The 24,848-nt window shown below is 54.2% G+C and carries 24 protein-coding genes, 1 tRNA gene and 1 pseudogene; 11 read left to right on the top strand and 15 right to left on the bottom strand.

The features are described 5' to 3' along the window. Positions 1 to 51: 51 nt before the first annotated feature. A complete protein-coding gene (locus ACR0A1_RS15065; RefSeq protein ID WP_480868204.1) occupies positions 52 to 1,014 on the top strand; it encodes an L-malyl-CoA/beta-methylmalyl-CoA lyase in 963 nt (320 codons plus the stop codon). A gap of 39 nt (positions 1,015 to 1,053) precedes the next feature. Here ACR0A1_RS15065 and ACR0A1_RS15060 read toward each other — a convergent pair whose 3' ends face one another. Both ACR0A1_RS15060 and ACR0A1_RS15055 read right to left on the bottom strand, forming a co-directional pair. Beyond that, entirely contained in the window at positions 1,054 to 1,632 is a 579-nt protein-coding gene (locus ACR0A1_RS15060; protein ID WP_170395568.1) for a PA14 domain-containing protein, read from the bottom strand. A 118-nt stretch (positions 1,633 to 1,750) separates the two neighbouring features. Then, entirely contained in the window at positions 1,751 to 2,203 is a 453-nt protein-coding gene (locus ACR0A1_RS15055) for an Lrp/AsnC family transcriptional regulator (RefSeq protein WP_170513733.1), read from the bottom strand. Between the two features lie 72 nt (positions 2,204 to 2,275). Between ACR0A1_RS15055 and ACR0A1_RS15050 the strand changes: the two genes are divergently transcribed. Next, positions 2,276 to 2,872 (top strand): LysE family translocator, encoded by a 597-nt coding sequence (locus ACR0A1_RS15050; RefSeq protein ID WP_170626224.1) that lies wholly within the window; start codon positions 2,276 to 2,278, stop codon positions 2,870 to 2,872. 1 nt (position 2,873) lies between these two features. Here ACR0A1_RS15050 and ACR0A1_RS15045 read toward each other — a convergent pair whose 3' ends face one another. Further along, positions 2,874 to 3,707, bottom strand: coding sequence for an AraC family transcriptional regulator (locus ACR0A1_RS15045; protein ID WP_480868201.1), 834 nt, complete (start codon positions 3,705 to 3,707; stop codon positions 2,874 to 2,876). A gap of 121 nt (positions 3,708 to 3,828) precedes the next feature. Between ACR0A1_RS15045 and ACR0A1_RS15040 the strand changes: the two genes are divergently transcribed. Then, positions 3,829 to 4,791, top strand: coding sequence for an acetyl-CoA carboxylase carboxyltransferase subunit alpha (locus tag ACR0A1_RS15040; protein ID WP_170395560.1), 963 nt, complete (start codon positions 3,829 to 3,831; stop codon positions 4,789 to 4,791). A 4-nt stretch (positions 4,792 to 4,795) separates the two neighbouring features. Here the strand turns inward: ACR0A1_RS15040 and ACR0A1_RS15035 are convergent, their stop codons facing one another. The 3 genes from ACR0A1_RS15035 to ACR0A1_RS15025 all read right to left on the bottom strand — a co-directional run bounded on the left by ACR0A1_RS15035 (position 4,796) and on the right by ACR0A1_RS15025 (position 7,408). Next, the gene (locus tag ACR0A1_RS15035; RefSeq protein WP_170401999.1) at positions 4,796 to 5,926 is read right to left on the bottom strand and encodes a lytic murein transglycosylase; all 1,131 of its coding nucleotides are present in this window, start codon (positions 5,924 to 5,926) and stop codon (positions 4,796 to 4,798) included. 111 nt (positions 5,927 to 6,037) lie between these two features. After that, the gene (locus tag ACR0A1_RS15030; RefSeq protein ID WP_170395556.1) at positions 6,038 to 6,685 is read right to left on the bottom strand and encodes a GntR family transcriptional regulator; all 648 of its coding nucleotides are present in this window, start codon (positions 6,683 to 6,685) and stop codon (positions 6,038 to 6,040) included. 30 nt (positions 6,686 to 6,715) lie between these two features. Then, complete coding sequence (locus tag ACR0A1_RS15025) at positions 6,716 to 7,408, bottom strand: M48 family metallopeptidase (protein WP_480571347.1); 693 nt, start codon at positions 7,406 to 7,408, stop codon at positions 6,716 to 6,718. A 100-nt stretch (positions 7,409 to 7,508) separates the two neighbouring features. Between ACR0A1_RS15025 and ACR0A1_RS15020 the strand changes: the two genes are divergently transcribed. After that, positions 7,509 to 7,832, top strand: a complete 324-nt coding sequence (locus ACR0A1_RS15020; protein ID WP_170395552.1) for a TIGR02300 family protein — start codon at positions 7,509 to 7,511, stop codon at positions 7,830 to 7,832. Between the two features lie 137 nt (positions 7,833 to 7,969). Further along, a tRNA-Ala gene (locus ACR0A1_RS15015) sits at positions 7,970 to 8,045 on the top strand. A gap of 369 nt (positions 8,046 to 8,414) precedes the next feature. Here the strand turns inward: ACR0A1_RS15015 and ACR0A1_RS15010 are convergent. The 7 genes from ACR0A1_RS15010 to ACR0A1_RS14980 all read right to left on the bottom strand — a co-directional run bounded on the left by ACR0A1_RS15010 (position 8,415) and on the right by ACR0A1_RS14980 (position 13,530). Then, positions 8,415 to 8,741 (bottom strand): hypothetical protein, encoded by a 327-nt coding sequence (locus tag ACR0A1_RS15010; RefSeq protein WP_480868198.1) that lies wholly within the window; start codon positions 8,739 to 8,741, stop codon positions 8,415 to 8,417. A 57-nt stretch (positions 8,742 to 8,798) separates the two neighbouring features. Beyond that, positions 8,799 to 9,272 carry a hypothetical protein gene (locus ACR0A1_RS15005; protein ID WP_480868196.1) on the bottom strand — a complete coding sequence of 158 codons (474 nt, stop codon included), beginning with the start codon at positions 9,270 to 9,272 and terminating at the stop codon, positions 8,799 to 8,801. A gap of 175 nt (positions 9,273 to 9,447) precedes the next feature. Then, a complete protein-coding gene (locus ACR0A1_RS15000) occupies positions 9,448 to 9,672 on the bottom strand; it encodes a hypothetical protein (RefSeq protein WP_480868194.1) in 225 nt (74 codons plus the stop codon). 216 nt (positions 9,673 to 9,888) lie between these two features. Beyond that, on the bottom strand, positions 9,889 to 10,293 hold the full coding sequence (locus ACR0A1_RS14995; protein WP_480868192.1) for a hypothetical protein: 405 nt from the start codon (positions 10,291 to 10,293) through the stop codon (positions 9,889 to 9,891). A 224-nt stretch (positions 10,294 to 10,517) separates the two neighbouring features. After that, positions 10,518 to 11,069, bottom strand: a complete 552-nt coding sequence (locus ACR0A1_RS14990; RefSeq protein WP_480868190.1) for a hypothetical protein — start codon at positions 11,067 to 11,069, stop codon at positions 10,518 to 10,520. Between the two features lie 621 nt (positions 11,070 to 11,690). Next, positions 11,691 to 12,203, bottom strand: coding sequence for a hypothetical protein (locus tag ACR0A1_RS14985; RefSeq protein ID WP_480868188.1), 513 nt, complete (start codon positions 12,201 to 12,203; stop codon positions 11,691 to 11,693). Further along, entirely contained in the window at positions 12,190 to 13,530 is a 1,341-nt protein-coding gene (locus tag ACR0A1_RS14980; protein WP_480868186.1) for a tyrosine-type recombinase/integrase, read from the bottom strand. Before ACR0A1_RS14980 ends, ACR0A1_RS14985 begins: the two co-directional genes overlap by 14 nt. Before the next feature lie 286 nt (positions 13,531 to 13,816). On the opposite strand from ACR0A1_RS14980, the gene ACR0A1_RS14975 reads away from it, so the two are divergent. From ACR0A1_RS14975 to ACR0A1_RS14965, 3 genes and pseudogenes are all read left to right on the top strand, one after another. Continuing rightward, positions 13,817 to 14,254 (top strand): helix-turn-helix domain-containing protein, encoded by a 438-nt coding sequence (locus tag ACR0A1_RS14975; RefSeq protein WP_370644341.1) that lies wholly within the window; start codon positions 13,817 to 13,819, stop codon positions 14,252 to 14,254. 234 nt (positions 14,255 to 14,488) lie between these two features. Then, on the top strand, positions 14,489 to 15,265 hold the full coding sequence (locus tag ACR0A1_RS14970; protein ID WP_480753989.1) for a nuclease-related domain-containing protein: 777 nt from the start codon (positions 14,489 to 14,491) through the stop codon (positions 15,263 to 15,265). Positions 15,266 to 15,321: 56 nt separating this feature from the next. Further along, positions 15,322 to 15,498, top strand: a pseudogene (locus ACR0A1_RS14965) (integrase); the annotation flags it as partial. Positions 15,499 to 15,929: 431 nt separating this feature from the next. On the opposite strand, the gene ACR0A1_RS14960 reads toward ACR0A1_RS14965, so the two are convergent. Further along, positions 15,930 to 16,160: a hypothetical protein gene (locus ACR0A1_RS14960; RefSeq protein ID WP_223117491.1), complete on the bottom strand. Its 231-nt coding sequence runs from the start codon at positions 16,158 to 16,160 to the stop codon at positions 15,930 to 15,932. 1,258 nt (positions 16,161 to 17,418) lie between these two features. Between ACR0A1_RS14960 and ACR0A1_RS14955 the strand changes: the two genes are divergently transcribed. From ACR0A1_RS14955 to ACR0A1_RS14945, 3 genes are all read left to right on the top strand, one after another. Beyond that, positions 17,419 to 18,741, top strand: coding sequence for a mechanosensitive ion channel family protein (locus ACR0A1_RS14955; RefSeq protein ID WP_170567857.1), 1,323 nt, complete (start codon positions 17,419 to 17,421; stop codon positions 18,739 to 18,741). Next, positions 18,738 to 20,351, top strand: a complete 1,614-nt coding sequence (locus ACR0A1_RS14950) for a mechanosensitive ion channel family protein (protein WP_480868183.1) — start codon at positions 18,738 to 18,740, stop codon at positions 20,349 to 20,351. Before ACR0A1_RS14955 ends, ACR0A1_RS14950 begins: the two co-directional genes overlap by 4 nt. Before the next feature lie 169 nt (positions 20,352 to 20,520). Beyond that, on the top strand, positions 20,521 to 21,420 hold the full coding sequence (locus tag ACR0A1_RS14945; protein WP_480868181.1) for a hypothetical protein: 900 nt from the start codon (positions 20,521 to 20,523) through the stop codon (positions 21,418 to 21,420). Positions 21,421 to 21,698: 278 nt separating this feature from the next. Here the strand turns inward: ACR0A1_RS14945 and ACR0A1_RS14940 are convergent, their stop codons facing one another. Further along, positions 21,699 to 24,842, bottom strand: coding sequence for an efflux RND transporter permease subunit (locus tag ACR0A1_RS14940; protein ID WP_480868179.1), 3,144 nt, complete (start codon positions 24,840 to 24,842; stop codon positions 21,699 to 21,701). Between the last annotated feature and the right edge of the window lie 6 nt (positions 24,843 to 24,848).

Below are 24,848 nucleotides of genomic sequence, written 5' to 3'. Positions count from 1 at the left end.
ATATCCCATGACCAACCCTAAACGCAATTTCCTTACTCTCATGAGGTCCAAATGAGCTTCCGCATCCAACCTGCCGCTCCGGCCCGGCCCAATCGCTGCCAACTGTTTGGCCCGGGCTCGAACACCAAGCTATTTCCCAAGATGGCTGCATCAGCTGCAGACGTCATTAATCTGGATCTAGAAGATTCGGTGGCTCCTTCCGACAAGGATACCGCTCGCGCTAACGTAATCGAGGCGCTGAACACAGTCGATTGGGGCAATAAATACATGTCGGTTCGGATCAATGGGCTGGATACACCCTATTGGTACCGTGACGTGGTTGATGTGCTGGAACAGGCAGGCGACCGTCTGGATCAGATCATGATCCCCAAGGTAGGCTGCGCGGCCGATGTCTATGCCGTGGACGCTCTGGTTACCGCAATCGAGCGTGCCAAGGGCCGAACCAAGCCAATTTCATTCGAAGTGATCATCGAATCCGCCGCCGGACTGGCGCATGTCGAAGAAATCGCAGCCTCATCCCCGCGCCTGCAGGCCATGAGCCTTGGCGCCGCAGATTTTGCAGCCTCAATGGGCATGCAGACAACCGGCATCGGGGGTACGCAGGAAAACTACTATATGCTGCGCGAGGGTGAGAAGCACTGGTCCGATCCGTGGCACTGGGCGCAGGCCGCAATTGTCGCCGCCTGCAGGACTCATGGCGTGCTGCCTGTCGACGGCCCGTTTGGCGATTTCTCCGACGATGAGGGCTATATCGCGCAGGCCAAACGGTCTGCCACGCTGGGGATGGTCGGCAAATGGGCCATCCACCCCAAGCAAATCGCATTGGCCAATCAGGTCTTCACACCGTCGAATGAAGCAGTGTCCGAAGCGCGCGAAATCCTGGCCGCCATGGAACATGCAAAAGCCAACGGCGAAGGCGCGACGGTCTACAAAGGGCGTTTGGTCGATATCGCTTCGATCAAACAAGCCGAGGTTATTGTGGCGCAGGCGGAATTAATCGCGGCGGGTAACTAAGAAAAAGGGGCGCTCAGCTGAGCGCCCTAATCGATCTGATCAGCGTCCAAATACATTGTTTGGTGTCCATGTGAAACGCTCACCCTTCTTTCCTGATTTCATCATCAGGCACGAGGTACCGTATTTCTGAAAATACTTGATTTTGATTGGATACCAACCCGCCTGCGGCACTTCGACCTCGGTGCGTTGGTTGGCTTCGCAGCCCTGACGGCCGTTGACATAGCCGATCTGCTGACCGCCGACCCAGGCGTCAATCCCATCGTTCGACCAGGTTTCAAGCTCGTAAACTCCGGGTGAATCAAACCGGATATATCCGCTGATTTCCGCGGCAACATTGAACGCCTGATTGTAGGTCAGGACAGGATCACCTTCGTTCGTGTCTCTGTAGTCCAAACCTCGGAGGGGCTGACCCGGCTTTGCCTTTTTCAGCAGATGATTGACCTTCGAGAGGTTCTGGATTTTGCGAGGCGGGTTACCTTCCCAACTGTATTTTACGTTCAAGCCGGCTTTTGGGCTGGGCTGAGGGCTAGCTGGCTGTAACTTCAAAGGTGCTGCTGTCGCAGCGCCGGCAAACATTGCCAAGGCAGCCACCAGCGCTCCGGTGCGAAAAAATGTCATGGTCTACTCCCTGAATTTGCGCCTGCTTCGGGGTTAATCCCTGCCGACGATCCTGTTGAGATGACACTAGGCGCTGAACTTTGACCTCGCAAGATGGTTAAAAATCACTTTTTGATGGTCACGCGCGCATATCCTTGGGCGATCCCATCACAACATATGAGGTGATCGAGGTCACATGCGGCAGTGTACCCAGCACCTCGGTGTGGAAGGTTTTGTAGGAGGGCAAATCGGCACATTCGACCCGTAGCAGGTATTCGATCGTGCCGGTGATATTGTGACATTCCACCACTTCGGGCGCTTGTTGCAAGGCCCTTTCGAACCCTTCCTGCGCCGCTTTTGTGTGCTCGCCCAGACCAACGCCGATATAGGCAACGAAACCCACCCCCAGCGCCGCCGGGTTCAGCACTGCTCGGTAGCCGGAAATGATCCCTGCCCGCTCAAGCTCCTGCACCCGGCGCAAGCAAGCGGAGGGCGACAGGCCCACCCGCTCGGCAAGATCGAGGTTGCTGATGCGACCGTCCCGCGAAAGCTCTTGCAATATATGTTGGTTGATCTGATCAATCTTCGCCATTTATTGCAACATTAACCTTAGAGCGCACGAATACGCAATTTCATTTGCCGGATTCAGCGAGAAAATGCAGCCATGACCTACGATATCCTGATGGCCCTGATCGCATTTGCCTTTGTCTCGTCAATCACGCCGGGACCCAACAATCTTATGCTTATGGCATCGGGTGCGAATTTCGGCTTTCGCCGCACGATCCCGCATATGCTGGGTATCGGTTTGGGCTTCACCTTTATGGTGCTTCTGGTAGGGGCGGGTCTGGTTCAAGTCTTTGACCGGTATCCGATTAGTCATACCGTGTTGAAAGTTCTTTCGGTTCTGTATCTGCTGTATCTGGCATGGAAAATCGCCCATGCAGCGCCCGCTAAAGGTGTCGATGCTGCGGGCACCCCGATGACGTTTCTGCAAGCTGCAGCCTTCCAATGGGTCAACCCAAAAGCCTGGGCGATGGCGCTGACCGCGACAGCCGCCTATGCGCCCGACCAAACGATCAATGCGATTCTGCTGGTCGCGCTGGTGTTCGGAGCCATCAACCTGCCCTCGGTCAGCACCTGGACGGTTCTTGGACAGCAAATGGCGCGAATCCTGACGAACCCGCACCGATTGCTGGCATTCAACTGGACGATGGCGGCCCTGCTTGTGGCCTCGCTCTATCCGGTGCTGTGGCCGAATTAGGTTACCTGAGCGGCAGGCAAATTTCGGTCAACAGATCCTCGGGGGCCGTTTCTCGTGGATCGTTGAGATAGATCTCATAACACGGATGGTCCGCAGGTTCTTCGCCAGACTCGGGCAACCAATTGCCAAATAATGTCTGATACGCGCCGTGAAGGCCGGAATAAGGGCCCTTGAAGGTCAACACCGCTGTTTTGCCACCCGGAATTTCAAGGTCTTCCATCCCCTCGGGCGTATCATCACCGCAGAATTCAGCACCTGCAAAACTGCGCAATTCATCCTCGGGCACATCGTCCGGACTGTCGAGATACAGCCCGATCATCGGGCCGACTTGCGGCCACAGTTTGCGGGATTCGCACAGGGCACCAAAGGCCTCAAAGCTGCGGCCAATCTCGGCATACGCCCCTTTATGTGGCAGCGCTATGACTCGGCGAGACGGTTCGGTTCGGGTTGTTACGGGATGCATCGGATATCCTCCGGTTTTGAACATTGGATGGGCCGGCAGTATTTGCCCCGCACGTCGAAACGCGGTGGGGCTGCTGCCGTAGGCCTCGGAAAAGGCCCGCGCAAAGGATTTTTGGTTCGGATAGCCAACGTCGGTCGCGATCCGCGTAACCGGTCTGTCTGTTTGCACCAGCCAGCAGGCGGCACGGTGCAGGCGTATCCGACGGGTGGCCTGCGCGCAGGTCTCGCCAGTAATGACGCGAAACACGCGATGCCAGTGAAACCGCGACATGGCCGCAACCTCGGCCAGGGCGTCCAGAGACAAGTCTCTGGCGGGGTTGTCATGAATGTAGGTCAACACACGCAGCACGCGATCTTCATAGCTGGCAGCCATCAGTATCCTTCCTTCACTTTGCCCAACGGTGATCGCATATTCCACAACCACAAATCTTGCTGAGTTGCATCCCGGACAAGCATTAGTCATATAGCAGGGAACTTCCGCGTTGAGAGGCGTCATGACCCAGTATCTGGATTTCGAAAAACCGCTGGCCGAGATCGAAGGCAAAGCTGAAGAGCTGCGCGCGCTGGCCCGTGCCAATGAAGAAATGGATGTGACGGAAGAGGCCGCCGCGCTGGATGCCAAGGCCGCCAAGCTTCTGGACGAGCTGTATGCCGATCTGACCCCATGGCGGAAATGTCAGGTGGCGCGTCATCCTGAACGTCCACACTGCAACGATTACGTGGATGCGCTGTTTACCGAATTCACCCCACTGGCAGGTGACCGGAACTTTGCCGACGATCTGGCGGTAATTGGCGGTCTGGCGCGGTTCAACGATCAACCCGTCATGGTGATTGGCCACGAAAAAGGCAGCGATACCAAATCGCGGATTGAACGCAATTTCGGCATGGCCCGCCCCGAGGGCTATCGCAAGGCCGTACGCCTGATGGAAATGGCAGGCCGCTTTGGCCTGCCGGTAATCACCTTGATCGATACAGCTGGGGCCTATCCCGGCAAGGGGGCGGAAGAACGTGGCCAGTCCGAGGCGATCGCGCGCTCAACCGAGATGTGCCTAAAGATTGGCGTTCCTTTGGTGTCCGTAATCATCGGCGAAGGTGGTTCTGGTGGCGCGGTCGCCTTTGCGACTGCGAACCGCGTAGCGATGTTGGAGCATTCGGTCTACTCGGTGATTTCGCCCGAAGGCTGCGCGTCGATTCTTTGGAAAGATGCCGAAAAAATGCGCGAGGCCGCCGAAGCGTTGCGCCTTACCGCTCAGGATCTGCACAAGCTGGGCGTTTGTGACCACATCATCACCGAGCCCAAGGGCGGTGCACATCGCAACCGCCCGGCGGCGGTCGAAGCCGTGCGGTCTGCAATTGCCTCGATGCTGGAAGAGCTTGATGGGAAAGACGCGGCAGCCCTGATCAAGGACCGCCGTCAGAAGTTCCTGGATATCGGTTCGAAAGGGCTGGCGGCTTAACCCGTCAGCCACCCAACCGCTGCAACAGAGCCACCGAAGGCTGGCCAGTCACGGACAACCCGTTGGCGCGCTGGTAGGCGCTAATTGCCGCCTCAGTATTCTTGCCGATAACACCATCTGCGCCTTGTGTGTCATAGCCCGCGGATGTCAGGCGGCGCTGCAGTTCTTTACGATCCTCCAGCGTCAAACCGGTCGCATCCGGCCCGAATGACGCTTGGAACGGCGCGCCGCCAGCAATGCGATCAGAAAGATGACCTACGCCGATCGCGTAGCTGTCCGAATTGTTGTAGCGCTTGATCACCTGAAAATTGCGGAACACAGCAATACGTGGGCCGGGCGTCTGCGGTTGCAGCACTGCCGCCGGCGTGCCCGAAACCGTGCCGACTTCACCGCCCCAAGGCTGCCCTCGCACCCAACCGGCACGTGCCAGATAAGCCGCCGTTGACGCAAGTGAATCTGCTGGGTCATCGGACCAGATATCGCGCCGCCCGTCGCCGGTGAAATCGACCGCATAAGCAAGGTAAGACGTCGGAATGAACTGTGTGTGGCCCATCGCTCCGGCCCAGCTGCCGGTCATGTTAGCCGGGGTCGTATCGCCCTCTTGAATTATCTTCAGCGCTGCCACCAGTTGCTTCTCAAAAAACGCTCCGCGCCGCCCGTCATAGGCCAGAGTCGACGTTGCCGAGATCACCGGCACATCGCCGCGCCGTGCACCATAACGGCTTTCCAGGCCCCAAACAGCCACGACGACCTCCTTGTCGACACCGTATTGGGCTTCGATCTGCGACAGGGTTCCTGCATGCCGCACAAGCATTTGCTTGCCAGTGCTGATCCGTTCATCCGAGGCAGCAATCGCCAGATAATCCTCAAGCGAGCGTTTGAATTCGACCTGATTGCGATCGCGTTCGATCACGTCGGGTAGATATCCTGCGCCTTGAAACGCTCGGCTAAGGGTCGTCTGTGAAATGCCCTGTGACGCTGCCCGGTTTTTGAAACTGGCCACCCAGGCATCCCATCCTGCGTTCGGAACCGCACGCATCCGCGAAGCCGGAGCACTGTTGGGTGCGGTGCCTGTGGAACAGGCCGCCAACAGGGTTGAACCAAGCCCTAAGGAAAACACTCTTCGATTAATCATAGTTAAATCTGCTCTTGTTGTGATTTGCGTTCAGAATAGCGCAGCCCGGTCGCTCAAGCCAGCAAAGCGACATCCGAAATCAACTGAATTGGAAGATGGGCAACAAGCCGCTCAGGTCACAAGCAGCCGCAAGCCCTGGGTCACATCCGAACGCACTGCTAGTCGCAATCCAGGCTCATCCCCGGCCTTGAGCGCTGCGATGATCAGACGATGGTAGTGCGGTGGCTCGGTCCTCCGCAACCGACCGTATAGGGCACGCATCGTGGGACCCAGCTGCAGCCAGACAGTTTCGGCCATGGCAAGCATCGCGGGGGCCTGTGCGCGTAGATACAGCGTGCGGTGAAATTCCAGATTTGCACGGATATATCCCACTGCATCGCGTTTCGTGACCATCTCGGCTACTGCCATGTTGATGCTTTGCAACCGGTCAATCAGCGCCATATGCGCGCGCGGCAGGGCCCGGCTGGCCAGTTCAACCTCAAGCAGCGCGCGCAGCGCCGCCAGCTCTTCGATCCGATCGCGCGTGAGTTCCGGCGTTGATACCCGACCGGAGGTGGACAGGAACAAAGCACCTTCTGCCGCCAGACGTCGCACCGCCTCGCGCGCCGGAGTCATCGACACACCGAATTCCTTGCCAATCCCGCGCAGTGTCAACGCCTGCCCCGGGGCAATCTCTCCATGCATGATGCGGGATCTGAGGGCGCGATAAACGCGATCATGGGTTGCCGTATGAGACTCGGCGGGGCGTGAGGTTAACATGAGTTTATGTGATCACAAATCGCGCCGAGGTCAAGCGACGGAGTCGAAGCGATATCTGTGCAGTTCAGCCCCGTTGTCTCGCAGCCAGCGGCGTGGTTCTTTGTAAGGGCCAAAAATACGCTCGACCTGCGCCCAGAACGCAGGTGAGTGGTTCATTTCGGCAAGATGCGCCACTTCATGCGCGGCCACATAATGGAGAACCTCTGTCGGGGCGAGGATCAACCGCCAGGAGAACATCAACCCGCCCGCAGAACTGCACGACCCCCAGCGCGAACGCGTATCGCGCAAAGTAAGGCTACTGTACGACCGCCCCAGCATCGCCGCGTAATCATCGCACGCACCGGTCAGACGATCGCGGGCAAGCTCTTTTAGAAACCGCGCTAGTCGCCGTGCTTCGGCACCGGGCGGAACCCCGATCGCATCGCCACTCAGCAAGACCCTCCGCCCCGATGCAGGAACGATTCGCCGCGCCGTACCCTCGATCGGAATGAACTGCCCTACGCCAACTGCTTCAAGGCTAGGTCGATCCTGCAGGTGCCCGCGGATCCAGCCCTCTTTCTGCTGTGCGAAATCCAGCGCTTCGGCTTCAGCCACCCCTGTCGGGTAGGTCAGCGTAACCCGTCCATCCAATTGGGAAATTCGCAAACTGATCCGCCGTGCGCGCGCCGATCTGCGCAGTGTCAGCGGCACCGGAGGTGTTCCGGGCAATGCGTGTCGCCCCATGGGTGGGCCTCCTTTGCGCAAAGGCTTTGACAGTGCCTGCCGCATGTGGCAGGTGACCTGAATCATTGATGAGATTCACCTGATATCAAGGGGATTTGATATGCCCAAGGAAGAATGGGGCGTAAAGCGTGTCTGCCCGACAACCGGCAAACGTTTTTACGACCTGAACAAGGACCCGATCGTCAGCCCCTATACGGGCGAGGTCGTGGAGCTGGACACCGGAAAAAGCCGGATGATCGCCGCGGATGCTGAAGATGCCGCATCGGTCAAGGCGCGCGAAGCGTCGTCGGACGAAGATATCGTTCTGGATGATGACGATAATGTCGATGTCGAATTGGACGACGATCTGCTAGACGACGATGACGACAGCGACAACGTTTCACTAGACGATATAAAGGACATGTCGTCAGAAGACGAAAACTGATGGATCCCGAGGCGGCCCCGCCGCCTCGACCCGGTCCGCGAAGTCGGTCTGAATTTTTTGCCGATTCCGATTTTAGGACTTGCACTCATCGACGGCGTCTCATAAACGTCCGTCCACCGTTACGACGGTACCTTTATGGGGCCTTAGCTCAGTTGGGAGAGCGCTTGCATGGCATGCAAGAGGTCAGGGGTTCGACTCCCCTAGGCTCCACCACCAAATCTTCAAATGAAATTAACCGCTTCAAGGCGCGCAGGTGTTTTAGCCCTGACCTCGCAAGCGCCGAAATTTCGGGCTTGGTGCTTACTGGGTGCTAATTTGAATTGTTGCGAGGGCTGGCACTCGCTACTTCGCTCGCAGACAATGTGGCTGCAACTGCATTGGGTTTTTCCCTTTCTTTCAATTATATGCACAGATTTTTGGGGCAGGTTACAACCTGTATTCCTTCGCGGTCGCGCGCATTTCCGTGAGCCCGCAGGAAAGCCGGCATTTCCTTTTTGGATGAGTGCACATCGGCTTCAACCACAGCTTAATTCGCTGCCAGCGCCGATCTCAGACATGCCGCTGAACTGAGTCATAAACTATTCACACGTTGTTTGTGCACTGGTTGTTGTTTCGCCAAATCTGCGTCAAACCATCTCGCCCAGCAAAATACCCGTGACCGTAATAGACGCCTTTCCAGCCCCAGCTTTTGCACATTGCGACCATTTCATCGATGAGCGGTTTCTCCAACACGGTATGCACTGTTGGGATATACATTACTTCAGTTGCTATTCGACCTGAGCTTTGTTCGAAATCAATAACTTTCCCGACAACGTACTGAGTTGGTTGCTCATAATTTCCTGCCTCACAGCCTGCCAAAATCGCCGCCACGGGAATGCAAAGCGATCGCAAAAGAACTGAATACTTCATCAAATAGAACTCCTTTGGAATTTACAACAAAACCAAGCCCCGATGAATGCACACGCCTTATCGGTTGGCTTCAATCGCGTTAACAGCTTTGCGTACGGCTTCCAGCGTCAAAATATTGGCGTTGTCACGACCCGTGAAAACAAAACCGTAACGCTGCGCGAGCCCCCAGACGGGAAGACCGAATACTCCCTCCCCGTACGGCGTCGCTGACACCAACCCGACGACTTGAACCCTCCCGTAACATCTCCCGCTCTCACGGGATGAGGTAACAGTAATTTCAAGTACTGCACCGGACACTTCCCCCTGCTCAACAACCTGAAATCCAACTTCACTCAGTTGACCATGAGCGTATTCACGAACTTCCTTCAAGTTTGTCCAGCAACCCTCAGTTGCACCATCGAGGAGATCCACCGCAATGTCCGGGTTTACCGATGGAGACAAGGCGCTGTGCACCCATATTTTGTCGCCCTCATCACCGTACGCAGGTTGTGTCAGTACTGTTGCTGCCATGATTGCAAAAATGCGTTTCATGATTTGACGCCCCATTCTTCAAACTGTTCGGATATTTATTCACACCGGTTTTTTGCGGATGTTCTGCGATGGTGCGCAACACCCACGCAATCGAAATGATGACTTGTGGTTTCGACTGCATGCGAACTCGCGTCAGATTCTTGTTTATTCCTGCCAAATTCGCTGGTTGATGGTGTCAATCATCAGCTGCCAAGCGTTTCCGGCGCGATTTGGCTCGGCAGGCATCGCCGCAATACTGCGCCGTTGATCGCATGGCCGGAAACGCAACGCCACACTGATCGCAGGTGGCAGGTTTGCCACCACGGGCAAGTCCGGTCTTCAAGCGATCGCGCGCCTGATCCGCCTTCATTTTTATTGCCGTTACGGCATCAGATAGGGATTTGCCTTCGCTGTTGCGCATTGCACCACGCCTCAGGCACTCATCACTGCAGATCGCAACCACGTTCAAGGGGTCATGACGGGCAGGCTGCCACCGCCGCGTTTCAAACGGCAAGCGCGTATTCCATCGATAATCAGGGTTGTCGCGTCGTAACTGCAATGAATACAAGGGCGTGGAATGGCCAATTTTGCGCCCACAAATACGACACTCATCGACATTCATTTTGAACGACCCACCTCAGAACTGAGGCTCGTGGTGAGCTGAACAAACACCATGCCAAACATCACGTATATTGAGGTCATCGTAATGACCATCAAAATCATTGCGATGGTACCGACCAGTATATCGGTTTATCTCCACATAGATCGAACGCGAAGCGGATCCGTTCTCGTTTTTTGCGTTAACGCAGCGCCACGCAGCATGTCTTTCGGTAATCGTGAATTGAGGCTCATCGAGGCAGTGGCTGGGATTGCCAAGGGCAACCAGCTTGTCGTCAACGTAATACATCGGAATGCTTTGGCTTTTCCAACGTTCATCTTCTCCCAACGCGCTGTATTCACACAGCAAATAGCCTAATTCTCCCGCTTGGGAGATCGTAGCCGACAGCGATGCCACGATTGCAATCGCAGTTGTGCGAAGCATATGAAACTCCTCAATACCTCCCTTCGGTTCTACCATTTGCACGGCCTCAGAACCAGTGCAGGTTGTTGTCTTTGTAGAACAGGTTCTCGGTATAGCCCGTCAAGACTCCAACGCAGTACCAACGGTGCCATTACTGCGCCAGGCCCTCCGCACAATCCAACACCTTCTCAGCAATTGCACAAACGTATCGACCGGCGAGATACTGGTGGTTCTTTTGTTCAGCATCAATCATCGTATGGCCCCAACGGCACCCAATCGCCCCGCTCGTCGATCGGGTGGGGGTCGTTCGGCCAAGGAGGCATATCATCCTGCGGAACTATTCCGTGATCGCGCGCGTGCGCCGTATCACCGTTATGTGGTCCCGTGCGGTCCGGTTGAGTCGATGCAACCGGTTCCGTTTGGGCCATTTCAACTGGACCCGTGCGGGGCCAGTCGCCCGTTTCGGCTTCTTGCTGTCTGCCCTTCGCTGCGCCCCGAGCCTCATCCCAATCCGGCGCAGTTTTGCCGCGCTGAGCGTCCCGCAATTCAGCCACTTGCGGAAACCGCATTTTCCAAAAATCCAACCATCCCGTCGCCAGTTTGACGCTTCGCGCTTTGGTGCCCGGATTGGTGATCAGAATCACGCCAGCCTCCGCCAATACCCTCAGCACGCGTTTCACAGTGGTGAGGCTGTGCCCCGTCAGGTCCGCGCACGTCTGATTGTCAAAGCGTGTGCCAGTATCATGGCAATATGCGATTTCCTGCATCACTGCTTTGTATTTCGCTTTGGCGCGCACATTCCTGCCGTGGCGCCTGTATTTCGACGTCTCAGGCAGTCGAGGTTTATAACCGCTCCAACGCATACTTCAGTGTTTCATCCGATGAAGGGTTGCTTCTGCCACAGTTGGTCTATTGCCAATCCACGCCATGCGTTTCAGTTGCATCCGGAAAGACCACTACGTTCGCGTCGGCTTTGGCTTTGTACTGCGCCCTCCCGATCGCTGAAAGCTTTCACCTGTGCCCACGTGCTTACCCGAGATCCGTCGGGCAGACGTTGGGTTTTCAGGGGCTCGGCGTAGTACTTTGGATCTGCCCAGCGTAAAACCGTACGCGTGTTTTTGCCCACCATTCGGGCAATCTGGGCAAGCGACATGATCTGGTGATCATTCGCGGGATCAAACGGGTTAAACTGAGGTGTTTTCGACATGACGCAACACTTTCCGGCAAGACAAGCCACTGGGTATGTTGCTTCGACCCTACAGGGCACCCAATCGAATCAAATGTCAACACGCCGTCAGAAATCACCCGATAATCACTCGGTCGGGAGCGCGACGAACCCGCAAAATCCATTCCAATAGTCTTGTCGGAAAAACGGCGGCAATTTGACTTTGCGCGTTCGTGGTTGACGTGATCGGTAGTTAGATCAATCCGCTGCAGACGTCACTTTGGAGTATCGGCATCATCGATTGAGGGAGGAAATCTAACACACTTTGCCAATCTGGATTGAGTTCCAAGGAAACCCCTGAATTACGATCAGAAGTCGGAACCAATTCACGGAAGCGCTGGTTTCCACAATCAAACTCATATTTTGTCAGCATTTCCGCGGTATTTGTTTTGGTCAAAACCCAGTATTTTTTGCCGGATTCCGGAGAACGCTGTGCATACGTCGCGGAAGAACCGTCAATAGCCTCCGATACTGGTTTCCAGCCGTATTGCAGCAATTCCGCCTCGGTTTGGGTTCCGCCTTCCATGCAGCCCGCCAATCCAATTGTGCACAGCGCCAGTGCGCCAAATGTCCTTCCAATCATCAATTCACTTCCCGATTGTCTTTCGTACCCAGTTTTCCAGCGTGGATGTGGTGCAGCAAGCATGGCTTTGCATTTGATAATCTGCCAAAACGTTGCGTTGTGCCGCCAATCAGCCCAGATCACGCACCAATTCAGCCTGCAGGCGGGCAACGGCCTTGCGCATTTCCGGCCAGTATTTCGCCCGGTTGTATGTCTGCATTGTTGCCGATCCCCGGCGGTGGCCGATCAGCGTCTGTATTACCATCAGGTCAACGCCAGCGGCTGACAGCCGGGTGAACGCTAGCCTGCGCAGGTCATGGATCGTGATATCGCGATCAATGCCAGCCAACGCCCGGTGACGTTTGATTGCCCGTGACCAATTGCCAAACGGGCGCAGACCGCCAGACGAAACCGCGAACAAATATTCACCTGCCGCGTCATTCATGGCCTCGGTGACAATCTCACCAGCCATGGCGCAAAGCGGGATCGGACGGTTGCCCGCCTTGGTCTTTGCGCCTTCAATGATGATTGCATGCCCTGACAGCTGCCCGTGTTCGGTGGTTGCATCGGTGACCGCATCCGCTCGACGAAGGCTGGCGATTTCGGAACGCCTCGCGCCCGTCAGCAGGCACATGCGCCAGACCCTGCGATAATCCAGCGGCAGTTCACCGTCTTCCGTGGCTGACCATAATGCCCGGATCTCATCTGAGGTCGGCACCACGCTGCGTGATTGTTCCCGGTGTTGTTTTTGGACGCTGAACCCTGCGAACGGATTGGTGTTGAGGCCGATGTTTTCCTGCAAGACCCAGTTCAGTGCAGTTTTCAGATATGACGTGCCACGGTTGACCGATGCAGGGCCAACGCCATCTGAACGCAGCTGATCTTGCCGATCACGCAGCATGCGGCGTGTTATGCTTGGTACCTGCGCGAGGGGCAGTGACAGCCACTCGCGCGTTGGGATCAGGTTCAGCAGGTATGTGCGGCTTTGGGCGTTGCGCTGCCAACGGGTTTGCTGTGCAGGGTCGAGGTCGGGCGGCATTTCCCCGACGGCCTCCTGCGCGTATCGGTCCAGCGCCTCGCGCAGTGTCAAATCAGCCGGGGCATTGTCACCCATCCAGCTGGTGTTGATTGGGTCATACGGTGGCGGTGGTGTTGTGCGAGCTTCGATCGCGGCCTGTATTTCCTTCTTGCGCTGGGCGTTGTTGCGGGCGTGGGTCCTGGCGATTTCGCGCGCCTCAAACAATCCAGCCTCATCGTCAATGCCAGCTGTCAGCAGTTGCATGCGTCTTTGTTTGCCACCTGTCGAATAACTGTAATACCATGACCCCTTTCCAGTGTCTCGAATGCGCAATGAAAGCCCGGATTGGGTGTCTGGGTAATTGCCCGGAACTCCGGCGCGCAGGTATTGGTTCACGCGGGATTTGGTCAGGCGCTCGGGTTTCCGGCGGGTGCGTCTGGCTGTTTCGGTCATTTTGGTGCTTAATCGGTGCTTACTAATCACGGATTGTTCTGTTGACATATATGGACACCTGTAGCCAGATGCAAACAGTCATTTGCAGCCAAAACCCAAGAAAACCTGAGCTATTTCATTGACGGGCATGGCGATGTGTTGTCAGGGTGGTAATCGGGCATTGGGATGCGGCGCTTGCATGGCATGCAAGAGGTCAGGGGTTCGACTCCCCTAGGCTCCACCAAAACCTAACAATACAACTAGATAGCAAGCATTAGAGCGGTGTGACACACAGGCGTGACACAAAATGAAGCTGCATGCGTATCTCTCACTGTCCAGACACGGCATCTATTACTTCCGTTGGCCACTGCCCGACACAAGACCAAAACCCCACACTAGACCATGCACCACACGTAGGACCCTTCGGGTGTCTTTACGTACTCGACGCCCTAAAGAGGCTGGTACTCTGGCACGGCGTCTTGCAGTGTGCGGCGACACAATAACAAAGCACATAGAAGCATCGGGCATGAACCACGGCGAACTGCGCACACAGGTGTATAAGTACTTTGCGGTAGTACTAGATAAGGCAAAGACGCGTAAGTACAAGGGTCGCAAACCTACGGCAAAGGCAAAGTCGGTTGATGTGATTGCTCTTGCAAGTGAAGGGATCGGCGCTACGGAAATCTCGCGTAGGCTGGGTATAGGTCGGGCGTCCGTGTATCGGATACTTAGTGCTCGACAATAGCTTTTCTTCGAGATGTATAAAGGCTCTTGTTTGGTGCGCATTGCTCAAAACAATCTATCTTCTTTGCACTTAGGGTGCACCAGATTTGTCATAATCTAACAACCTTTTGGCGCCCGCTAACAAGCGGTCGCACTTCAAAAAACCCAAGTAACAAAATGTCCATTCAAATTCTGAGCCTGGTGCACAGCAGTGCAGCGTTAGATCAACTTCAACAAAGGAATGGTTTGAATTGTTATGCTAAAATTCCTGTTGAAATCCGCTTTTTGGGCACTTGAAGCAAGTTACAATACACCTGAAAGAAAAGGCGCCAGAGGTGAACGTCGGGTGCATTCAGCACTCACATCAGTATTGAACGAAAAAGACTATCAGGTCTTGTCCGATTTAACGCTTCCCGTAGCCGGTGGCACTACTCAGATCGACCATCTCCTGATCTCTCGCTATGGCATCTTTGTTGTTGAGACAAAGAACATGTCCGGTCGGATTTTTGGCAGTTCCGACCAACGTAGTTGGACCCAAGTGCTAAAAGGCGGCAAGCGCCGCAGTTTTCAAAATCCGCTTCGGCAGAACTATGCCCACGTGAAGGCCGTCCAAGTCATCTTGGGTATTGAGGAAAGTCTTTTACACAACTTTGTGGTGTTTACGGGCTCGGCCCGACCAAAAACGGCGATGCCAGAAAGCGTCGCTTGGGGACTGCAAGACCTCGGAAGGCTAATTGCAGTCGAGAAGAAGATTGCACTCTCGGACGTACAAGTGACCGCGTACGTAGCGAAACTACGCAACATAGCATTGGAAAACAGCAGGGAGACGAAGAAAGAACACCTGAAAAACCTGGAGAGGATGGCTGCTTCCAAAGTAAAAAGCTCGACAGACAGGCCTAGCGGGCGAATAGGCCGAACATCTTGCCCGAGATGCGGCGCTAATATGGTCAAACGCACTAACAGGAAATCGGGTAGTGCTTTCTTTGGGTGCGTGGAATTTCCCAAGTGCCGGGGAACACGAAAGGCTACTTAGAAGGTTGGAGAAAATGCTGTCCGTTTTTCGGTTCAGCTTAAGCCCTCCCTCAATTGAGCAAATACGGCACGCATTCGCTGAGATGCACAAAAGCGGCACTGATCTACCGGAAAACAGGTAATCTACGCGCGGTGCAGCTTTTGCTTGGCCACACCAAGGTTGACAGCACAGTTCGATATCTTGGCGTTGAATTGGAAGACGCGCTGAATATCGCAGAAAAGATCGACGTTTGAAGATTGAGCGAGCAGCAAGAGTCGTCCGCATTTCGTGATTGGCAATTGTCGCATAAGTGATGACTTTCCACCGGACTTTCGAGCCGAGACGAGCGTCACCATCGTCGTCGATTGAGTTGAATCTCCCGCAAGGATCATCGGGCTCAGGTCAGTAACTGGGGCGTCATCGCTCACTCCCATGTGAGTGCTTGGGGAAGTAAGCAGTCACTCATGTAAAGTGAGGCGAACGTCCCCTTCGAGCCCGAAGCGGACGTATTTTTGCGCCTCTAAGAAGTTATTTTGGAACAAAGGGACAAACTATCTAAGTTACAAAACAGAGTTGATCGAAATTGAAGCCTGAAATCGATTATAGGCTTCCTCGATACACAGGGTTCGCGCAGTCACAAACGAAGCCGCCCACAAAGTGGACGGCCTTGAAGTATCGACACCGATCAGTTGGTCAGAGAAGCATTGCACTCACGCGCCGCTTCAATTGCCTTCTTGGTGCCAGCAAGGCTTAATTCGAAGGCAAAAATAGACTGTGGCATTACAATCATGGTTTCGCGCTCCATCACGTCTGTGACGAAGTCGGGATTGTTGGCAATGAGATAACCGCCTTTGTACCCGTCCGCCAAATTAGGTGGCGCCGCTGTTGTATCGCCATAGTATAATTTGTTGTCCATGAGCAGCTAGACTTTATCATCCTCAAATTCGATGTCTGCCTTTGTAAAAACACCCATGTAGCCAAAATCTTTGTCTGGGGTAAGACCCATTTGAACAACGTTGGTATTTTCATCCACCCGTTCGATCAGGCAAGTATTTCGGCTCTAATCCACAAACATATTCCAGCCGGATTCCTCGCCATAGTTTACGAACTCTGCGTTGTCTTTTGGCAGAATATTTTTTGTCCTTGGCATGTCCTACGGTTGCTCCGCATGCAAGAACGGCAGCGGCAGCAAGGGTCTTAGTTGTCGTTTTCATAGGAACAATCCCATTATAATATTGTAGAATGAAGATATGAGGGAAAACCGAAAACGCGAATCTTCAAACTAAAATGAATGGCTGCGTCCTTTCGAATGGTTTGAAAAGCAGGTGGTAATGAGGCCAACACGTGCGCCATCGACCAAACCAGAAGTAGAAGGTCCAGTCGGTCGCTCTGCAAAATGGAAACTCATTATATCCCCATCCCCCCCAAAAAAACCCGCATCGTTCGGAGGGAAACCAGGTGAACAACGCGGGCGGTAGTTTTGGGGTGTTGGTGTTACGGTACTGATTGAAAGATGGATCAAAGTTCCCCGCGTCACCTCTATCTGGGATGATGGGCAACGCGGGGATTTAGTCTGACCATGGGACTGGCCAGACTAAGTCGAATGTGTGGTTGGCCGCTGTTAGTCAACCAAGTTGGCATGAGCGCAAATTCTGTTCGCTACAGTCAAAGTTCGTCACCCGCCATCTGCACAGCGCCGCCACGTTTTCTGAAGCGGACGTGTAAGCTGGAATAAACAAGTATTTCTCATGCACGCGAGAGCAAACTTTTTGGCGCGCGTAAAATTACTTGATTTGTTGTATTTTAGATTCAAGTATTCGAATGCGTGGCGAATTTGTGTTACCTCTGTTGCTCGCGCATTCGCCAGACTTGTCTGGTTGCCTCCTGGAGACGCAAGTGAGTGGTGTCGCCAGGAGGCCGTTATTCTCGGTTTAATGGGTCTAATGGAAAAGGCTCCCAATTCTACGTGCACGGCAAGTCTATGACCCCTTTGGGAAATTTCTGTTTCATTCGCAGATCTATGGTTCCGCGAATTTGAGAGGTTCTCTATATCTACGGCGACCCAAAAATCCGTGGGGTTCGTCACAAGGAAATATTCAAACATAAACATAAGTCTGGATTTGTTGCATCTGTGTGTGCTCTCTTCGACCGTTAAAGAAGTAAGGGACAGACAGATGAGACGAGCACTGAGAACGTTGAAGATTTGGTCATTCATTTGGTTCACGGCATTAGCGAGTGCTTTTCCTGCCGGCGCGCAAGAGACTGAGGCCGACCAAGAGGCTGTGGAAGTCGAGAATGACGATCTAAAAAATGCAGTCGTTGATGAGATGATTGCGGCTGACGATCTCGAGATCCTACTTGTTCCCCTAACCGCGGAAGAGCTTTCCCAAGTCGCTGGTACTTGGCAGAGTTATGTGCGCTCTCGGCTCGAAGAAGTCGCGCAAGTAAACTTGCAACTTCGGTCGGCGAGCGGAGCTCGGGAAGACAACTTGCGGTCTCAGTTGTCCTCTTTGAACGACTCTGGATCAGAAACTCTCAACAACTATCGTCTGGTACTCGAAGCATGGGCCCTGAAAGGCGCGAAGGCGGAAGATCTAGAACCGCATTCTGACTATATTCTCGCGTTGAAAACGGGAGCCCTAAAAACTACCGACCTTCAAACGCTTTTTCAGAACGCTTGGGCCTGGTTGTTCTCGTGGGATGGGGGCGTAGGCCTGCTGATGGCCGGTCTGGGTGTTTTGTTGGCAGTTTGGGCCATGATGTTCATTGCTCGGATGGTGCGCCGGGTCACTGAACGGGGTCTGAACAAAATTCCAACTATCTCCAGAATGCTGAAACGCTTCATTGCCACCGCCGTATACTGGGCCGTTTTCGTCCTTGGTATACTCGTCGTTTTAGCTTTGTTCGGAGTTAACGTCACACCGCTTTTTGCCGTGCTCGGTGGTTTGTCGTTCATCCTAGGTTTCGCATTGCAGGAAACGCTGGGAAACCTCGCAAGCGGTCTGATGATCATGGTCCTCAAGCCATTCGACACTGGCGACTATATCCAAGTGGGCGGTTCATCTGGGTTTGTGGATGAGATGTCGGTGGTTTCAACCAAGATCAGAACATTCGACAACCAGATTATTATAGTTCCCAACAGCAAGATTTGGGGGGATGTCATTACCAATGTAAGTGCATCCGAAGAACGTCGGGTCGATCTGGTCTTTGGTATCGCCTATTCGGACAACGCTGCCCAAGCAATTGAAGTGCTCAAAGACTTGGTTGCGCATCACCAGCTTTGTCTGAAGGCACCAGAACCTGAAATTTTCGTGGGTGAGTTGGGAGACAACTCCGTCAACATCTTCTGCCGTCCATGGTCCAAGTCTGATGACTATTGGACCGTTTATTGGGATCTGACCGGTCAAGCAAAAGAGCGGTTTGACAAAGAAGGCATATCTATACCGTTCCCGCAACGCGATGTGCATATTATTCCCGCAGAAGGAGCAAAATCATGAGGGCCCTTACGCTATGGTTACTGCCTCTTCTATTTTCCTGCACTGTTGCGCTTGCTCAGTCTGAAGAAATCCTCGCACCGGCTGAAGAGAGAGAGGATCCCGAGTTTATTGCGCCGGTGATTGTGGATGGCGAAGAATTGTTCGTGGTTCGCGGTTCAAGTGCGCTGCCCGCAACCGAACGAGCGAGAAAAATTGAGGAGCGGATCGCTCAAGTCGCCGATGCATCTGCGAAAGCTTCGGTTCAGCTTGAGATATCGGACGCCGAATTTGGGAAAATGATACGCGTTGACGGGCAGATGGTTACGATAACCACCCAAGCTGATGCAGAGCTCGAACAAATGGCTATTGAAGTTCTAGCTGGGCTTCAGTCCGAAGCGATTGAGGCTGCAGTCCTTCAATACCGAGATGCTCGGTCCAATGAGGGCAGAGTAGATAGTGCGATGGCTGCCTTTGCTTGGACAGCAGTCTTTGCCCTCACTTCTTATGCGTTTTTTGCGAAACGGCGAATGTTATTAGACTACTTTAGAAACATCTTGGAAAAGAGAGCTGAAGGTGTTGAGGAAGCCACGAAATCGCTCTTGAGAAGCAGGGCAATCGCGTCGATTATCGTCTATTCAATACACATATTGATGTGGGTCCTGTTTCTGTTCTTTTTCTACTACTACCTTTCATTGGTGCTGCTCTCCTTTGCCGAGACCCAGGGCATTGCCCAGATCCTCTTGAAGTATGTCAGCGAGCCGCTCGTAACCGTCGTTTTGGCAATTGTTGAATATATCCCCAACTTGATCATGCTCGCAATCATCGCAGCTGTGACACGGTTGGGAATTCGAGGCCTCGATCTTTTTTTCGACAACGTCGAGAGCGGTGCTTTCCAACTGAAAGATTTTGAAGATCATTGGATTGCGCCAACAAAAATGCTGTGCAGGGCTTTGCTGATTGTTATCGCGCTGGTGTTTGCCTACCCTTATATTCCCGGATCTGACTCTCGAGCCTTCCAAGGCCTGACTATCCTTGCCGGCATCATGGTATCGTTAGGGTCGAACACGGTCGTCTCGAATATGATGGCCGGTCTGTTTGTCATCTATAGACGCAGTACCAATGTCGGTGATCGAATTCAGGTTGGCGACAAGATTGGGGATGTAACCGAGATCAAACTGATGGAAACACTCATTAAGTCGATAAAGAACGAGATGATTAGCATTCCAAATGCACAGCTGCTCAACTCCGAAGTCGTAAACTATTCGCGCAAAGTGGATGGTCGAGGGCTGTTGGTTCACACGACAGTAGGGATCGGATACGAGGAGCCACCAAAGAAAATCAAAGCGATGCTGATAGAGGCAGCTCATCGTACTCAAGGGTTAAGAAAGAACCCTGAACCTTTTGTGCTTTGGACGCAGCTGGCTGACTACGCAATCAATTACGAGATCAACGCATACACTTCGCGCGGATCGAGCTTGCCTAAGATTTTGTCCGATTTGCGCGAAAACATTGTCGATGTGTTTAATGAAAACGGAACACAGATAATGACACCGTCGTACATTGCGGACCCGCCGGAACCCAAAGTTTCGTCAGAGGAATGGGACGGCAAGCTTGCTCATCACGCTGAATAAACTGCATTCAGCTATAGGTTATCAGTGTCAGTGCTTAAGCTTCGTATTGTATAAATATGTCATTGAGTAGCCATGTCTCCGCAGTCCACAGAGCCGACCATTAGGGACTTGAAACGCTCGTTCAGGAATGGCAACTCAAAAGGAATCAGCGTCACGTGGGAAATGCCAAATGAAAAACCTTTTTCTGACGTGCTGCTTTGGAGCTATTTCTCTAGGATTTGCAGCGTCACCTTCAGCCGCGCAGCCCCGGCTAGGTTGGGCGTATCAGGTTGATGGACTTGCTGCGTTTCAGGGGGACGCGGATTTGAGCGACGGCGGTGAATTCTCTGCAAGCCGAGCATTTCTACGTGCTACCGCACTTTACAATCTGGAAGGAGGAAACTCCATTGGGCTTTCAACCAGCTTCGGCAAGCTGGACTATAGCTTCAGTCAATCGAACAATCAGCCATGGGAGAACATCCGTGACTTTCGCGTTTCTGTTCCCCTGCGATTTCGTGCGAGCGATACAGCAACAGTTTTTGTGTCACCGCAGATCAGGTGGGATTATCAAAGTGGAGCTTCCTCATCTGATGGCAGGACCTACGGTGTTTTTGCGGGTATTGCTTGGCGACTTAACGAGCGTCTGACGATAGGACCGGCCTTTGGCGCGTTCTCTCAATTTGACGATGGTGGTACAGATTTTTTTCCGGCCCTGCTGATCGATTGGGACCTAAATGATCGCTGGAACTTGAACACTGGCTCAGGGATTGGAGCGACACAAGGCCCCGGGTTGACCCTGAGCTATACGTTGACTGAGACCATAGATCTTTCCTTAACCGCACGATCGGAGAGAATTCGATTCAGGTTGGATGGGGAAGGTCTCGCGCAGGACGGGGTGGGCGAGGACAAGAGTGTCCCCGTCGTACTTTCCGTTGGATACAACCCAAATCCTGGAGTTTCATTGAGCGTATTTGCAGGCGCAGAATTTGACGGCCGCCTGACGCTAGATGATGCGAATGGAGCGGAAATTAGTCGTCAGACCTATGAAACAGCGCCATTGGTTGGGCTGGCGTTTAGGGTCAGGTTCTGATCACAGCATTAAGCCTGTTTGCCAATTGTGCGCGGAGTTATTATTGCGTCTGAGTTCGAACGTCCGCTTTGTCCGCAAAGAGGTCTGTTAGCTGGAACGCAGCGAAGGTCTGCACCGAGCCCACTTTGACCGATGCTGCGCGATGCCCCAATTACAGCAATGCGCAGAAACCAGACTTTGCAAAGTCCGGGGTGCGGCCCATAGCAGAAAGTGAACCCCGCTTCGAACAACGACGGCTTTGAAACATACCAATTTGCAAGGAGAAGTAGTCTCGAACCTCACTCTGCCACAAGCGCAACAATAGCTTCTTGAGGCTGGGAATGCTGGTTGTTTGCCTCAAGCGGTTGGTCAAGCTTTCCACGATGCACCAGGGCGAACATTGGCGGAGTGAAATAAAACGATACGACAGTCGACAACAGTACGCCCCCAGCGATTGCAACGGCGAATGGCGGCCAAAATGCTCCTCCAGCTATGATCAGGGGTAGGAAACCACCAAAGGTTGTGACCGTTGTCGAGATGATATGCCGACTTGAACCAGTCACAACACGCGCCATCGCCACCCGGTCGCCTTGGCTTGCGTCAACGTCTTGTTGCAACCCGGTTAAAATTATTATCGCCGCGTTGATCGAAACCCCGATCGAGCCGATGACACCGATAATCGCCGTTATTCCGAACGGGAATTGCATAACGGCCAGCGACAGCATTGAAAGGCCTGCAGACAACACGCACACGACCAAGGTCACGAGCGTCAGCCGGAACGAGTTAAAGGTGAGAACGATGGTCGCAATGGAGAGTGTGACAATCAATCCAACAGAGGCAAGCAGATTGCCCACGGTGTTGGATCGGGCATCACTGTCGCCACCTAAGGACATCGAATAGCCTTGCGGTAACACAAACCCGGACGCATTAAGCGCTTCTAGTACGTCTTGCAACGCCCCTTCGGGTAAAACACCGGGGACGATAAACGCTTGGATAGTGTTTTCGCGCACGCCATCCGTTCGGGTTATGACGCTTTCCGCTGGTTCGATCACCGGCCTGGCTAGTTCCGACAACGGCACAGCAGGGAAAACACTTGTGGCGGATACGGCGGCAGCATTGGGCAGCAGGATGGGCATACTGACAATGGCGCTTAGGTCTGATCGCACCTCGTCACCCAGTCGAACACGCACCGGCAACTGTTCGGTCCCTTCGATCAGTGATCCACCGGTAATGCCAACAAGCGCCGTGTCCAGCTGACCAGCTATATCCGCCACATCCAGTCCCAGCAGACGCGCGTTGACCTCATCAATCTCGAACCGGATTTGAGGGTTGCCGCCGTTCACGCTGGCGCGCGCCTGGGTTACTAGATCGAGATTGGCCATGACTGAACGCACCTCGTCGCCCAGATCACGCAAAACCGTGATGTCCTGCCCCTGAATTTTGACTTCAACCGGTGCGGCGACCGGAGGGCCCTGAACAAGACTGCGAACGATGATCTGCGCATCAGGAAAGTCGGTATCCAGACGACTCTGCAAAGTTCCAACAAGGCGGGCGGCGTCGTCTGCCGTGCCGGTCGTGATCATAGCTTGTGCAAACCCAGGCTCTCGTGAGCGGTTTCCAACGATGTTGTAGTAGAATGCCGGGCCGGACTCTCCGACGGTCCAGTAGACACTTTTGACGCCGTCGTCAGCCAGCAGCATTTCATCGATTTGGCGGGCGGTTGCTTCGGTGGTGGCAATTGACGTTCCACCCGGCATGTCGACTTCGATATAGAATTGGTTGCGGTCGACGCCCGGGAAGAATTGCGCGGTCAGCGTTGGAAAGGCCGCAAAGCCAAGCACCGGCAAGATCAATGCCAACGCGATAGATCGCACCGGATTGGTGACTGACAATCGAATTGAGGCCTCGAACATACGGGCAAGTGGCGGGATGCTGATACCGCGGCTCAGCATTCCTGAGTCTGGGCGATCGGACAGTAGCCAGCCCGCAATCGCTGGAGTCACAGTCAAGGCCACAACCAGGGACCAAGCAAGCATCAGCACCACGGCGATAGCGATAGCACCGACAAAGTCGCCGGCGGGTCCCGGCAGCAAGATCATCGGCGTGAAGGCAAGCGCTGTAGTGACGGTCGACGCCAGCAAAGGCGCGGCCAACCGGCGAACAGCATCTCGCACGGCTGAAAGTCGCTCCATCCCATCCTGCAGACGACATCGAATTTCATCGGTCATCACGATGGCTGCGTCAACAAGCAGACCGAGGGCAACGATCAGACCCGTCACGGACATCTGGTGAATGGGCAAACCGATCATGTTCATCGTCGCCAGGGTCGCCAATGAGACAACCGGCAAAACCAAAGCCACGATCGCGGCTGCCCGAACACCTAACGTAACAAACAAAACTGCCACAACCAGAGCCACGCCAATGGCCATGTTGACCCCAACCTCTGACAAACGATCCGTCGTGTACTGGCTTTGATCAAACAGCAGTATTTCCTGCATGCCCAAAGGTACCGCTGCGGCGCCGGCCTCAAGCTCATCCCGTAGAAAGCCTGTCCAGCGGTCGATCTGCACGCCGTCCTGCGCCAGAATTCCGACCAAAACGGAGGGCATCCCGTTGGCAAAAGCGATTGAGGACTGCGGTTCGCGTGCGCCCCGGTCTACGCTGGCAATATCGCCGAGCTGCACCACTGCACCGTCCGCGTTTTCACGCAGGACGATGCTCCGAATACGATCCAGACTCTCAATTTCTCCGCTGACGCCAATGGTTAGGTCGACATCGGATTGCAGCCGCCCAGACTGAACCTTCCCATCTGCTTCGGCGATCCGCTGGGAAATCTCGGCGGCGCCAAGCCCAAGCGCAGCGGCCTTGTCCATATCGACACTTACGAGCACCTCTTCCTCTGGCTGACCGAAATAGTCGACGGCTCGTGTCGCAGGTATCGCGCGCAATCTGTCACCCAATGCTTCGGCATGACGAGACAGCAAAGTTATCGGGAAGTCGGGGTCCTCGGCCGCAACTGCAATGACAGCGGAATAGGCAGCAATACCTTCGGCATCGAATTCCGGTGGCAATACTCCTGCCGGGAAGTTCTGGCGCGCATCTTCCACGGCGTCCCGAGCCTCGGCCCAAACCTGCTCAATGGTGGCTTCGTCTAGTGTTTCCAGCAATTCAACAGAAACGACCGACACGCCCGAGCGGGAGACAGAACTGATCTCATCCACCTCGGCGATCTTTCGCAGTTCTTCTTCGATTTCTGCGGTAACCAGTGCTTCAACCCGTTCGGGGTCTGCGCCAGGAAACTGCGTGGTTATGGTTGCGAAGAGGTTGGTGATCGTGGGGTCTTCCTGTCGCCCAAGCGATAGGAACGAAGACAGCCCTGCAGACACAAGCACCAAAACGATGAGAGCAACCAGCCGGGGATGGCGAAAGGTTAGGGTTTCCATCAGATC

The organism is Ruegeria sp. D6, assembly GCF_056534365.1.
The sequence above is the reverse complement of the archived record's forward strand: the minus strand, read 5'-3'. Positions and strand labels throughout refer to the sequence as shown.

Excerpts from the sequence above, each read along its gene's own strand:
- ACR0A1_RS15065 (WP_480868204.1), top strand. The coding sequence starts at position 52 with ATGAGCTTCCGCATCCAACCTGCCGCTCCGGCCCGGCCCAATCGCTGC.
- ACR0A1_RS15060 (WP_170395568.1), bottom strand. The coding sequence starts at position 1,632 with ATGACATTTTTTCGCACCGGAGCGCTGGTGGCTGCCTTGGCAATGTTT.
- ACR0A1_RS15055 (WP_170513733.1), bottom strand. The coding sequence starts at position 2,203 with ATGGCGAAGATTGATCAGATCAACCAACATATATTGCAAGAGCTTTCG.
- ACR0A1_RS15050 (WP_170626224.1), top strand. The coding sequence starts at position 2,276 with ATGACCTACGATATCCTGATGGCCCTGATCGCATTTGCCTTTGTCTCG.
- ACR0A1_RS15045 (WP_480868201.1), bottom strand. The coding sequence starts at position 3,707 with ATGGCTGCCAGCTATGAAGATCGCGTGCTGCGTGTGTTGACCTACATT.
- ACR0A1_RS15040 (WP_170395560.1), top strand. The coding sequence starts at position 3,829 with ATGACCCAGTATCTGGATTTCGAAAAACCGCTGGCCGAGATCGAAGGC.
- ACR0A1_RS15035 (WP_170401999.1), bottom strand. The coding sequence starts at position 5,926 with ATGATTAATCGAAGAGTGTTTTCCTTAGGGCTTGGTTCAACCCTGTTG.
- ACR0A1_RS15030 (WP_170395556.1), bottom strand. The coding sequence starts at position 6,685 with ATGTTAACCTCACGCCCCGCCGAGTCTCATACGGCAACCCATGATCGC.
- ACR0A1_RS15025 (WP_480571347.1), bottom strand. The coding sequence starts at position 7,408 with ATGGGGCGACACGCATTGCCCGGAACACCTCCGGTGCCGCTGACACTG.
- ACR0A1_RS15020 (WP_170395552.1), top strand. The coding sequence starts at position 7,509 with ATGCCCAAGGAAGAATGGGGCGTAAAGCGTGTCTGCCCGACAACCGGC.
- ACR0A1_RS15010 (WP_480868198.1), bottom strand. The coding sequence starts at position 8,741 with ATGAAGTATTCAGTTCTTTTGCGATCGCTTTGCATTCCCGTGGCGGCG.
- ACR0A1_RS15005 (WP_480868196.1), bottom strand. The coding sequence starts at position 9,272 with ATGAAACGCATTTTTGCAATCATGGCAGCAACAGTACTGACACAACCT.
- ACR0A1_RS15000 (WP_480868194.1), bottom strand. The coding sequence starts at position 9,672 with ATGCGCAACAGCGAAGGCAAATCCCTATCTGATGCCGTAACGGCAATA.
- ACR0A1_RS14995 (WP_480868192.1), bottom strand. The coding sequence starts at position 10,293 with ATGCTTCGCACAACTGCGATTGCAATCGTGGCATCGCTGTCGGCTACG.
- ACR0A1_RS14980 (WP_480868186.1), bottom strand. The coding sequence starts at position 13,530 with ATGACCGAAACAGCCAGACGCACCCGCCGGAAACCCGAGCGCCTGACC.
- ACR0A1_RS14975 (WP_370644341.1), top strand. The coding sequence starts at position 13,817 with ATGAAGCTGCATGCGTATCTCTCACTGTCCAGACACGGCATCTATTAC.
- ACR0A1_RS14970 (WP_480753989.1), top strand. The coding sequence starts at position 14,489 with ATGCTAAAATTCCTGTTGAAATCCGCTTTTTGGGCACTTGAAGCAAGT.
- ACR0A1_RS14960 (WP_223117491.1), bottom strand. The coding sequence starts at position 16,160 with ATGGACAACAAATTATACTATGGCGATACAACAGCGGCGCCACCTAAT.
- ACR0A1_RS14955 (WP_170567857.1), top strand. The coding sequence starts at position 17,419 with ATGAGACGAGCACTGAGAACGTTGAAGATTTGGTCATTCATTTGGTTC.
- ACR0A1_RS14950 (WP_480868183.1), top strand. The coding sequence starts at position 18,738 with ATGAGGGCCCTTACGCTATGGTTACTGCCTCTTCTATTTTCCTGCACT.
- ACR0A1_RS14945 (WP_480868181.1), top strand. The coding sequence starts at position 20,521 with ATGAAAAACCTTTTTCTGACGTGCTGCTTTGGAGCTATTTCTCTAGGA.
- ACR0A1_RS14940 (WP_480868179.1), bottom strand. The coding sequence starts at position 24,842 with ATGGAAACCCTAACCTTTCGCCATCCCCGGCTGGTTGCTCTCATCGTT.